Raw genomic sequence first — 11,355 nt, forward strand, 5'->3', positions numbered from 1 at the left:
GGCAAGCGTGTCGGCGGCGAGTGACAGAATGGTTGTGATGCCCGACACGAAGCGCACTTCGCGCAGCCGCAGCCGAGGCGCCCGCCGCGCCGATCCCTCCGACAGTCCCAGGAGGAGCTCCGCCTCCTCCGCACCCCGACCTCCCGCCGCGCCCGGCACCCCGCCGGGTCGCGCCGAGGGCCCGCCGGGCCGCACGGGCGACGCCGCCCCCGTGGCCGTCGCCCCCGCCGGGTCAGAGCTCTCCACGTTCGCGTCGGTGCGCCGGCTGTACCCCTACGTCCGCCCCGCGTTGCCCCGGATGGTCGGCGGCCTCTTCTCCGCGCTGGGCGCGAGCCTCGCCGCGCTGGCGATCCCGCGCGTGCTGCAGGCTCTCGTCGAGGGCCCGCTCGCCGAGGGGGCGGCGGCCCACGACCTCGGCGCCCTCGTGGTGCCCGTCGTGCTCGTGCTGGTGCTCGGCGTGGCCGAGGCCGGCTTCGTCCTGCTGCGCCGCAACCTCGTGATGTACCCCGGCACGCGCGTCGAGGCCGAGCTGCGGATGGCGCTGTTCCGCCACCTGCAGGACCTGCCCGTCGCGTTCCACGACCGGTGGCCCGGCGGCCAGCTGCTCAGCCGCATCATGGGCGACCTCGGACTGCTGCGCCGCTGGCTGGTGTTCGGCCTCCTGCAGCTCGTCGTCAGCATCGTGACGATCGTGGTCGGTGTCGGCATCCTGCTGGCCACGGCCGGGTGGCTCGGGCTCGTCTACCTCGCGGGCGCGATCCCGGTGACCGTCATCGCGTTCCGCTTCTCGCGTCGCTACCGCGTCATCGCGCGCCTGTCGCAGGACCAGTCCGGCGACCTCGCCACCACCGTCGAGGAGTCCGTGCACGGGATCCGCGTGCTCAAGGCGTTCGGCCGCGGGCGTGACGCGCTGGACTCGTTCACCGACCAGGCGGAGGAGCTGCGTCGCACGGAGATCCGCAAGGCGGGCAACCAGGCCACCGTCACCACGTCGCTGCAGCTCATCCCCGAGGTCACGCTGGCCGTCTGCCTCGTGCTCGGCACGGTGCTCGCCGCCCAGGGGCAGATCACGGTCGGCAGCCTCGTCGCCTTCTTCCTCACGACGGCCGTCATCAACGGCCCCGTGGTCGACCTCGGGATGACCCTGTCGATGACGCTCAACGCGCGCACCGCCGTCGACCGCTTCTTCGAGGTGATGGAGACCCCGAACCCCCTGGCCGACCCCGCCGACCCCGTGAAGGCAGGCCCGGCGCGCGGCCACGTGGAGCTCCGCGACGTCACGTTCCGCTACGAGGACGCGCCGCGCCCGGTCCTCGAGCACGTCGACCTCGAGCTCCCCGTCGGCACGACGACGGCGCTCGTCGGCCTCACCGGCTCGGGCAAGTCCACCCTCGCGATGGTGGTGCCGCGCATCTTCGACGTCACGGGGGGCGAGGTGCTGCTCGACGGCGTCGACGTGCGGCGCCTGCGGCGGCACGACGTGCGCCGGGCCGTCGCGGTCGCGTTCGAGGACCCCACGCTGTTCTCGGCGTCGGTACGCGACAACGTGCTGCTCGGCGTCCCCGAGGCCGGCCCCGACGCCGTGCCGGAGACCGAGCGCGAGCGGCGCCTGCACGAGGCGCTCGAGGTGGCGCAGGCGGGCTTCGTCGCCGACCTGCCACAGGGTGTCGAGACCCGCATCGGGGAGGAGGGCCTGTCCCTGTCCGGCGGGCAGCGGCAACGGCTCGCGCTCGCCCGGGCGATCGCGGCGCGCCCCGCCGTGCTCGTGCTCGACGACCCGCTGTCCGCTCTCGACGTCGCCACCGAGGAGGCCGTCACCACGCGCCTGCGCGACGTCCTCGACGGGACGACCAGCCTCGTCATCGCGCACCGGCCGTCCACCGTGGCGCTCGCGGACCGCGTCGCGGTGCTGCAGGACGGCCGGATCACGGCCGTGGGCACGCACCGCGACCTGCTCGCGACCGACGCCCACTACCGGCACGTCATCTCCAGCCTGGAGCAGGACTGGGAGGAGTGCGAGGGCCACACCGGGCCCGATCAAGTGACGACCGAGGGAGCGCGTCGATGAGCGCCAGCACGCCCACGTCCCCCGCCGGCGAGCAGGGACACCGTCGCCCGACCGACGCGAACGCGGACGACACCACCCAGCTCGACGCCGAGGCGTCCCGCGACGTCAGGTCCCGGTCGCTGCGCCTGCTGGGCGAGCTCCTGCGGCCGCGCCGCGGCGCCCTCGCCCTCGCCGGCCTCCTGGTCGTGGTCTCGACGCTCGGCCAGGTGGCCGGCCCGTGGCTCGTGTCCCTCGCGATCGACTCCGCGGTGCCCGACCTCATGGACGGCGACGTCGGCACCCTCGTGCTGGTCGGCTCCGCCTACCTGGTCGCCGCGGTCGTCGGCGGACTGTGCGCCGGGGCCTACGTCCGCCAGGCCGCACGCATCGCCCAGGGCGTGCTGCTGGACCTGCGCCGGCGCGTCTTCCGGCACACGCAGCTGCTGAGCCTGGAGTTCCACGAGTCGTACACGTCCGGCCGCATCATCAGCCGCCAGACGTCCGACCTCGAGGCGCTGCGCGAGCTGCTCGACGGCGGGCTCACCGGCGTCGTCTCCTCGCTGATGCTCATGATCTTCACGGGGCTGAGCCTGTTCCTGCTCGACTGGCGCTCGGGCCTCGTGCTGGCGGCGGCCCTGGTACCGGCCTGGCTGCTCACCCGATGGTTCCAGAAGCGCTCGCAGGTGTTCTACCGCGAGCAGCGCACAACGTCCGCGCGGCTGATCGTGAAGTTCGTCGAGACGATGACCGGGATGCGCGCCGTGCAGGCGTTCCGCCGGGAGTCGACCACCGAGGCGGAGTACGGCCTGCTCAGCGAGCAGTACCGGGACGCGAACCTCAACACCATGGGGCTCAACGGCCGCTACCAGCCGGGCCTCGTGCTCATCGGCAACGTGGCCGTCGCCGTCGCGCTCGCGATCGGCGGCTGGCGGGTCTACTCGGGCGCGCTGGACGTCGGCGTGCTCGTGGCGGCACTGCTGTACGTGAAGCGGTTCTTCCAGCCGATCCAGCAGCTCGGGAACTTCTACAACTCCTTCCAGTCCGCCACGGCGGCGCTCGAGAAGGTCTCGGGGCTGCTGGCCGAGGAGCCGACCGTCGTCGAGCCGCGCCGCCCCGTGGCGCTGCCGCACGCGCGCGGCGCCCTGCGCCTGGACCACGTCACCTTCCGGTACGGCGAAGGTCCCGTGGTGCTGCCCGACCTGGACCTCACGATCCCGGCGGGGCAGACCGTGGCGCTGGTCGGGACCACGGGAGCGGGCAAGTCCACGCTCGCCAAGCTCGTCACGCGGTTCTACGACGCGAGCGAAGGGCACGTGCAGCTCGACGGGGTGGACGTGCGAGACCTGTCGACGCCGGACCTGCGGCGTGCCGTGGTCATGGTGACGCAGGAGGCGTACCTGTTCAGCGGGTCCGTGCGCGAGAACATCGCCCTCGGGCGGCCCGGGGCCCCGCAGGCGGACATCGAGGCCGCCGCACGGGCGGTCGGGGCGCACGAGTTCATCATGGACATGCCCGACGGGTACGACACCGACGTCAACAAGCGCGGCGGACGGGTCTCGGCCGGGCAGCGGCAGCTGCTGTCCTTCGCGCGCGCCTTCCTCGCCGACCCGGCGGTGCTCGTGCTCGACGAGGCGACGTCGTCGCTCGACATCCCGGGCGAGCGGCTCGTGCAGCACGGCCTCCAGACGCTGCTGGCCGACCGGACGGCGATCATCATCGCCCACCGCCTGTCGACGGTGGCGATCGCCGACCGCGTGCTCGTCATGGAGCACGGCCGCGTGATCGAGGACGGCACCCCGGACGAGCTCGCGGCGGGGGACGGGCACTACGCAGCCCTCAACGCGGCGTGGCAGGACTCGCTCGTGTAGCCCCCCGGGGGCCATGGCTGGGGGACGAGCAGGACGAGAGGTTCTTCGCGGGGACGCGTTCACGGGCGCCAGGGCGCCCTCCACTTCGGGAGGGGTACGTCCCCGCGAAGAACCTCTCGTCCCGCTCGTCCGCTCCCGGCTCACGGTCGTGTGCGAGCTTCCGTCGGCCGAGGTAGTGCCGAACGTGCCGAGGTAGTTACGAACGTGCCGAGGTAGTCCAGCCCGCGGCGAGGTAGTTCGGATACCGCGAGGTCGTACGGCCGGGTCAGCGGGCGTACGGGGCCCAGCCGTCGTCGCCGGAGAGGTAGGTCTCGCGCGTGTGCGCGGCGGCCTGGGCGGCGGAGAGCTGCGGGCGGCCGGGACCGGTGAGGGCGCCCGGGCCGGTGTTGGCGTGCTCGCCGTTGCTGCCGGGGACCCAGTCGAAGCCGGACATGGTGGTCCAGACGTCGTCGCGCTGCAGGTGCACGCCCAGCCACGAGTCGCGGACCACGACCCGGGGGTCGGTGTCGGGGTTGCTGCTCGGGTGCCAGGGCCGGCCGAGGTAGTACGTGCCGGTGCCGGCGTTGGTGAGGAACCGGGTCCCGGTGACGAGGAAGCCGTGCGCGAACCCGGAGGAGGTGCTCGGCGCGAAGACGTATCCCGACGGGGTGCTGTCGCGGCGCAGGGCCTTGATGCGGGAGTCCTCGATGACGGCGGTCGCGCGCCCGAAGATGAAGTCGACGTCGCCCTCGATCCAGCTGTTCGTCACGTAGACGCGGGAGGGGACGTCGGCGCTCGGCGTGTCCAGGTACAGGGTGTCCTGGTTGCCCAGGAACCGGCAGTGCTCGAACACGACCCGGTCGGCGCGGGTCTTGACCGCCACCGCCTGGTGCCCCGACAGGTCGGCGTGGGCGGCCTCGTCGAACGCGTTCTCGAAGGTGACGTGCCGGGCCTCGAAGCCGGCGCCCGACACCGTGACCGACGCGCTGCCGGTCGTGCCCCACGTCCCGCCGCCGGGCTTCGGGGTTCCCGCGGCGCGATCGTCGGTGATGAGGACGTCCTCGGGGTCGCCCGTCTCGCCCACCACGGTGAGGTTGACCTTGTCCGAGCCGATGTCGACACGGCCGTGGTATCGGCCGGCACGCACCAGGATCTCGACGCGGTCGGGCGACCCGGACGGAGCGAGGTCGACGGCCTGCTGGAGCGTGGTCGCGTCGCCCGAGCCGTCCGCGGCCACGACGATCCGCGTCGCCGCGGACGGTCGCGGCCCGCGGCTGCCGCCCGCGGCCGCGGGCGGGGCCGAGGCGAGAACGGCGCCCAGGGCCAGCGCCCCAGGGAGGGCCAGTATCGACCGGCGGCGGACGGTGCGGGGCGCGTCCCCGGACGCGGGGCCCGTCGCGGGGCGGTCGGCGGAGGGGTGGTGGGAGCTCTCGTGCGGTCCAGGCAACGTCGCCTCCGAGGTAGGGCGGGTCGCCGTCGACCCGCGATGCAGGGAACGACGGGGACCGGTGAGAAACCGGTTCCCCGCCGCTCGGCATCGTGTCACGACAGCGGCAGATCGGACAAGAGGGCGAGGTCGACAGGGTCGACGACCACCTCGAGCTCGTGCCGCACCCACCAGTCCCCGGAGCGACGCCTCTCGTCCGGCGTCGTGTACCGGTAGCGGAACAGGCGCATCCGTACCCAGCGCGGGCGGGCGCCGTCGAAGGGGTCGCGACGCAGCAGCCGGAGCGTCGCGGGGTCGGCCTCCAGCAGGCGGGCGCACAGCCGCGGCATCCACGGCCCGGCGGCGCCCAGGGGCACGAACCACAGCACCCAGTCGAGGCGCAGGTGGTACGGCGCGACCTGCGGCGGGCGGCGACCGACGTCGCCCGGCTTGCCGCGGAACCCGTACTCGCGCCAGTCGTCCGGCCCCGGCCGCTCGGCGAGCGTGCCCTCGACGACCACCTCGTCGCGCCGCCGGGTGACGCTGCCGAAGGCGCCGTACGCGTTCACCAGCCGCAGCGGCTCGAAGCTCGCGTTCATCCTCTGGTGCCGCGAGGCGAGGTTGAGCGCCGGGCGCACCGACAGCACGGCGAGCACGACGACGACGGCGGACGCCGGCACGAGATAGGCGATCGGCACCTCGGGCGTCGTGGCGGCGTCGGGCGTCGCCGGTCCGAGGCCGCCGAGCAGCGCGCGCCACACGCCGTCGGACACCATGGCCGCGCCGAGCACGATCGCCGCCCAGTTCAGCCAGGCGAAGTTGCCGGTGAGCACCAGCCAGCCCTGGGTGAGGACGACGACGCCGCCCGCCACGCTCGGCAGCGGCTGCGGCAGCCACAGCAGCCACGGCACCAGCAGCTGCGTGACGTGGTTGCCCACGACCTCCGTGCGGTGCCACCAGCGCGGCAGGTGGTGCGCGTGCCAGGAGAACGGGCCGGGCATCGGCTGGGTCTCGTGGTGGTAGTCCATGGCGGTGAGGTCGCGCCACGCCGGGTCGCCGCGCCACTTGATGAGGCCCGCGCCGAGCTCGAGGCGGAACAGCAGCCAGCGCGCGGCGAGCACCAGCAGGAGCGGGACGGGCACGGCGGGGGAGCCGAACCATGCGGCGAGGAACGCCAGCTCGCACAGCAGCGTCTCCCACCCGAACGCGTAGAACCGCTGCCCGACCGTGACGATCGACAGGTAGCCCGCCCACAGTGCCAGCAGGACGGCGGTCGTGACCCACCACGGCCCGGTCTGTGGCAGCCCCACCACCACGGCGGCGCCGCCCGCGGTCCCGAGCACCCCCACCACGACCAGCAGGCGGTCGGAGTAGTGCAGGTGGAACAGCGACGGCGCGTCGCGGAACCGCACCCGGGCGGTGAACCGTCGCACCGGCAGCAGCCCGTGGTCCCCGAGCAGAGGGCGGAACTGGCCCAGGGCCTGCAGGAACGCCAGGCACAGCAGCACGCCGACGCCCCGCTGCAGCACCTCGCGGGCGACGTCGTAGTCGGCGGTGGCCCACCAGTCGCCGAGCCGTTCCAGCGGCCATCCCAGCTGCTCCGGCACGCCTCCACGCTAGTCGTGCGCGGCGGCACCCGCCTCGACCAGCCGCTGGACCAGGGCGTGCGCCGCCGGCGTCGGCGCGCCCACCGTGAGCGCCAGCACCTGCCGCGTGGCGCCGGGCAGGGGCTGCGCCACGATGTCCGGGTTCCGGTGCGCGCGCAGGGCGAGCGACGGCAGCAGGCTCACGCCGGCGCCCGACGCCACCAGGGCCTGCACGGCCACGTAGTCGTCGGTCTCGAACGCGATGCGCGGGGCGTAGCCCGCGGTGGCGCAGCGCGCGACGAGGTCGGCGCGGCACCGCTCGCAGCCCGCGATCCAGGCGGCGTCACGCAGGTCGGCCAACGAGGGCGGGCCGTCGCCGGCCTCGACGCCCGCCGCACCGTCGACCCCTGCGTCGGCAGCCCGGCGGACCAGGGTGATCGGCTCGGAGTGCACCTCCGTGACCTCGAAGCGCGACAGGTCCATGGCGGGGCGGGCGTGCGGCGCGTCGGTGTGCTGGAAGACGAGCGCGACGTCGACGTCGCCGGCCTGCAGCGCCGCGACCGCCTCGGGCGGCTCGGCCTCGACGAGCCCGACGCCGAGCCCGGGGTGCGCGGCCCGCAGCCCGGCGACGGCGGCGGGCACGAGCGTTGCAAGAGCGGACGGGAACGCGGCGAGGCGGGCCCGGCCGGCGCGCAGCCCGGCCAGCGCGTCGAGCTCGCGCCGCGCGCCCTCGACGCGCCCGAGGATCTCCTCCGCGCGGGCGGCGAGCAGCCGCCCCGCCTCCGTGAGGCGGACGCCGCGGCCCGCGCGCTGCAGCAGGGCGATCCCGGCCTCGGCCTCGAGCCGGGCCAGGTGGTGGCTCACCGACGGCTGGGCGTAGTGCAGCTCGCGCGCCGCGGCGGTCACCGAGCCGGTGCGGGCGACGGCCGCCAGGACGCGCAGGCGCGTGAGGTCCAGGTGGGGCGGGGGAGCGGGTTCGACGGACACGGCGCCAGCCTACGACGATCCATCGGTGATATCGATGGTGGGCAGTCACAAGAGGTATTGGACCTATCGGTCGCGCCAGGGCGATCCTGCTGTGATGACGACGATCCCGCAGCCCGGCCCCGACGTGCCCGCGCCCCCGACGATGCGCGACGTGCTGGCCGCCGCCCGGCGGATCGACGGGCTCGTGGTGCGCACCCCCGCGCTGGCGCACCCCGAGCTGGACCGCGCCGTCGACGGGGCGGGGGCCGTGGGGGCAAGCCTCGTCGTCAAGCACGAGAACCTGCAGCACACGGGCGCGTTCAAGGTGCGCGGGGCGCTCAACCTCCTGCTCGGCTTCGACGACGAGGCACGCCGGCGCGGCATCGTCGCCTACTCGACCGGGAACCACGCCCAGGCGCTGGCCCACGCCGCCCGGCACACCGGCACCGCCTGCACGATCGTCATGCCCGACCACCCGAACCCGCTGAAGGAACGGGCCGTGCGCGACCTCGGCGCCGACGTCCTGCTGCACGGCGAGACGTTCGACGACGCCCGGGTCCGCGCGGGCGAGGTGGCCGCCGCCACCGGGGCGCGCCTCGTGGGCGCGGCGAACGAGCCGGTCCTCGTCGCCGGCGTGGCCACCGCGACGCTCGAGCTTCTGGAGCAGGCGCCGGACCTCGAGGTGCTCGTCGTCCCCGTGGGCGGGGGCTCCGGCGCCGCTGCTGCCTGCCTCGTCGCGGCCGCGCTCGCCCCCGGGCTGCGGGTGGTCGCCGTCCAGGCCGCCGCGTCCCCGGCCGCCCACGACTCCTGGCGCGCGGGAGAGCTGCGCACCGCCGCCAACGCCACGCGCGCCGAGGGCCTCGCCGTCGGGTGCGGCTTCGCCCTCACGCAGGCCGTGCTGCGCGAGCGGCTCGCCGACTTCCTGCTGGTCGACGACGACGCGATCGCCGCCGCCCAGCGCCTCTACCTCACCGGTGCGCGCACCGTGGCCGAGGGCGCGGGCGCCGCGGCCCTGGCCGCCGTCCTCACGCACCCCGCCGCGTTCGCCGGACGGCGCGTGGGCGTCGTCTGCTCCGGCGGCAACGCCGGCGAGACCGAGCTGCGGCGCGCGCTCGCCGGCTGAGCGGTCGATGCCGTGGTCGATGCCGTGGTCGATGCCGTGGTTGATGCCTTGGTCGATGCGTGGTCGATGCCGCCGCCGGACCCGTGGCGGGTGCGGGCACGCCGCCCGGCGATACGCTGCCGGGCATGGCCCGCTACTTCGACGTCCACCCGGTCGACCCGCAGCCCCGGGCGATCGGGCAGGTCGTCGCGCTGCTGAACGACGGGGGGCTCATCGCCTACCCGACGGACTCCGGCTACGCGCTGGGCTGCCGCGTCGGCCAGCACGACGGCACGGAGCGGATCCGCCAGATCCGGCACCTGGACGCCGGCCACCACTTCACCCTCGTGTGCGCGGACTTCGCCCAGCTCGGCCAGCTCGTGCGCCTCGACAACAGCGCGTTCCGCGCGATCAAGTCCGCCACCCCCGGGCCGTACACCTTCATCCTCCCCGCCACGCCGGAGGTGCCGCGGCGCCTCGCGCACCCCAAGAAGAAGACCATCGGCGTGCGCATCCCCGACTCGCGCGTCGTGCAGGCGCTGCTGCGCGAGCTGGGGGAGCCGCTGCTGTCCTCCACCCTCATCCTGCCGGGCGCCGAGCAGCCGCTCACCGACGGCTGGCAGGTCAAGGAGGAGCTGGACCACGTCGTCGACGCCGTCGTCGACGCCGGCGAGGTGATCGCCGAGCCCACCACCGTCGTCGACTGGTCGGAGGGCTACCCGGAGGTCGTCCGCGTCGGCGCCGGCGACCCGTCCCGCTTCGAGTAGAGGGCTGTCCGGACGGGCCGACCTCGCCGGCCCCGCGCGGCTAGGGTGCTGCTCATGAGCGACCGCGGACTTGCCCTGGCCCGAGAAAAGATGCAGGCGGAGGGCGTCGCCCCCGCCGCGATCGAGACCTTCACCCGCTTCTACCACCTGCTCGAGTCCGGCGAGACGGGCCTCGTGCGCGAGGCCGACGTCGAGCCCCTGACCGACCTGCCGCGGCACGCCGACCTCGACGTCTCGGACGCCGCCGCCCAGGCCGCCCTGGCCCGCACCGCGATCATCAAGCTCAACGGCGGGCTCGGCACCTCCATGGGCATGGACCGGGCGAAGTCGCTGCTCACGGTGCGCGACGACGCACGGGGTGAGGAGGGCGGAGCGCTCACCTTCCTCGACGTCATCGTCCGCCAGGTGCGCGCCGCCCGGCAGGCCACGGGCGCCCGCCTGCCGCTGGTGCTGATGAACTCGTTCCGCACCCGCGACGACACGCTCGCCGCGCTCGCCCCCTACGGCGACCTCGCCGTCGACGGCCTGCCCGTGGACTTCCTGCAGAACCGCGAGCCCAAGCTCCGCGCCGACACCCTCGAGCCGGTCGAGTGGCCCGCCGACCCCTCGCTCGAGTGGTGCCCGCCCGGCCACGGCGACCTGTACCCCGCCCTGCACGCGTCCGGCGTCGTGCGCGCGCTCCTGGACGCCGGCTTCCGCTACGCCAGCGTCTCCAACTCCGACAACCTCGGCGCCGCCCCCGACGGGGCGATCGCCGCCTGGTTCGCGGCGTCGGGCGCCCCCTACGCGGCCGAGATGTGCCTGAAGACGCCCGCGGACGTCAAGGGCGGCCAGCTCGTGGTGCGCAAGAGCGACGGCCGCATCGTGCAGCGCGAGACCGCCCAGACGCACCCCGACGACGTCGACGTCTCCCTCGACCCGACGGTGCACCGCTACTTCCACACCAACAACCTCTGGTTCGACCTCGAGGCGCTCGCGGCCGAGCTCGACCGCACGGGCGGGGTGCTCGAGCTGCCGCTGATCCGCAACGAGAAGACGGTGGACCCGACGGACGCGTCCTCGCCCGCCGTCGTCCAGATCGAGTCCGCGATGGGCGCGGCCGTGGCCGTCTTCGAGGGCGCGACGGCGATCGAGGTGGGGCGCGAACGCTTCCTGCCCGTCAAGACCACGAGCGACCTGCTGCTCATGCGGTCCGACGTCTACGAGCTGACCGACGACTACCGCCTGGTGGCCCAGGTCGACGCGCCGCTGGTGAAGCTCTCGAAGACCTACAAGCAGATCGCGGGTTTCGACGAGCGGTTCGCCCAGGGTGCGCCGTCGCTGCGCTCGGCGTCGTCGCTCACCGTCGAGGGCGACTGGACCTTCGGGGCCGGCGTGCGGGCCGAGGGCGACGCCGCGCTGGCCGACGCCGGCGAGCCCGCCACGGTGCCCGACGGCGCGACGGTCACCGCGGACGGCGTCCACCCCTGACACCAGATCGCTGTGAGCGCGATTTCGGGGACTACGAGGCCCTCCATATCGAATCTTGACGGCCACTGTGGTGGTGTCTCCTGGTTCTGGTGGGGCGACCTCACGCGCCGCCGGGTGGGGTCCTGGCGATGTCCGGAGGTCAGG

The 11,355-nt window shown here is 74.4% G+C and carries 8 protein-coding genes; 5 read left to right on the top strand and 3 right to left on the bottom strand.

The genetic code is table 11. From position 1 onward, the window contains the following. The first annotated feature begins 211 nt into the window (after positions 1–211). Both ABZ493_RS09660 and ABZ493_RS09665 read left to right on the top strand, forming a co-directional pair. Positions 212–2,068 carry an ABC transporter ATP-binding protein gene (locus ABZ493_RS09660; protein ID WP_430581939.1) on the top strand — a complete coding sequence of 619 codons (1,857 nt, stop codon included), beginning with the start codon at positions 212–214 and terminating at the stop codon, positions 2,066–2,068. Beyond that, on the top strand, positions 2,065–3,915 hold the full coding sequence (locus tag ABZ493_RS09665; RefSeq protein ID WP_430581940.1) for an ABC transporter ATP-binding protein: 1,851 nt from the start codon (positions 2,065–2,067) through the stop codon (positions 3,913–3,915). The genes ABZ493_RS09660 and ABZ493_RS09665 overlap by 4 nt, the downstream gene beginning before the upstream one ends. Before the next feature lie 265 nt (positions 3,916–4,180). Here the strand turns inward: ABZ493_RS09665 and ABZ493_RS09670 are convergent, their stop codons facing one another. From ABZ493_RS09670 to ABZ493_RS09680, 3 genes are all read right to left on the bottom strand, one after another. Continuing rightward, positions 4,181–5,341, bottom strand: a complete 1,161-nt coding sequence (locus ABZ493_RS09670) for a pectinesterase family protein (RefSeq protein WP_430581941.1) — start codon at positions 5,339–5,341, stop codon at positions 4,181–4,183. A gap of 95 nt (positions 5,342–5,436) precedes the next feature. Beyond that, positions 5,437–6,927 (bottom strand): lipase maturation factor family protein, encoded by a 1,491-nt coding sequence (locus ABZ493_RS09675; RefSeq protein WP_430581942.1) that lies wholly within the window; start codon positions 6,925–6,927, stop codon positions 5,437–5,439. A gap of 9 nt (positions 6,928–6,936) precedes the next feature. Beyond that, positions 6,937–7,893 carry a LysR family transcriptional regulator gene (locus ABZ493_RS09680; protein WP_430581943.1) on the bottom strand — a complete coding sequence of 319 codons (957 nt, stop codon included), beginning with the start codon at positions 7,891–7,893 and terminating at the stop codon, positions 6,937–6,939. 94 nt (positions 7,894–7,987) lie between these two features. On the opposite strand from ABZ493_RS09680, the gene ABZ493_RS09685 reads away from it, so the two are divergent. The 3 genes from ABZ493_RS09685 to ABZ493_RS09695 all read left to right on the top strand — a co-directional run bounded on the left by ABZ493_RS09685 (position 7,988) and on the right by ABZ493_RS09695 (position 11,211). After that, a complete protein-coding gene (locus tag ABZ493_RS09685; protein ID WP_430581944.1) occupies positions 7,988–8,995 on the top strand; it encodes a pyridoxal-phosphate dependent enzyme in 1,008 nt (335 codons plus the stop codon). Between the two features lie 125 nt (positions 8,996–9,120). Beyond that, complete coding sequence (locus ABZ493_RS09690; RefSeq protein ID WP_430581945.1) at positions 9,121–9,741, top strand: L-threonylcarbamoyladenylate synthase; 621 nt, start codon at positions 9,121–9,123, stop codon at positions 9,739–9,741. 54 nt (positions 9,742–9,795) lie between these two features. Further along, positions 9,796–11,211: a UTP--glucose-1-phosphate uridylyltransferase gene (locus ABZ493_RS09695; RefSeq protein WP_430581946.1), complete on the top strand. Its 1,416-nt coding sequence runs from the start codon at positions 9,796–9,798 to the stop codon at positions 11,209–11,211. Positions 11,212–11,355: the final 144 nt, after the last annotated feature.

The sequence above is a fragment of the Isoptericola sp. NPDC019482 genome (assembly GCF_040632295.1).
Classification (GTDB): domain Bacteria; phylum Actinomycetota; class Actinomycetes; order Actinomycetales; family Cellulomonadaceae; genus Isoptericola.

Coding starts and splice junctions, on each gene's coding strand:
- ABZ493_RS09665 (WP_430581940.1), top strand. CDS start 2,065: ATGAGCGCCAGCACGCCCACGTCCCCCGCCGGCGAGCAGGGACACCGT.
- ABZ493_RS09695 (WP_430581946.1), top strand. CDS start 9,796: ATGAGCGACCGCGGACTTGCCCTGGCCCGAGAAAAGATGCAGGCGGAG.
- ABZ493_RS09685 (WP_430581944.1), top strand. CDS start 7,988: ATGACGACGATCCCGCAGCCCGGCCCCGACGTGCCCGCGCCCCCGACG.
- ABZ493_RS09690 (WP_430581945.1), top strand. CDS start 9,121: ATGGCCCGCTACTTCGACGTCCACCCGGTCGACCCGCAGCCCCGGGCG.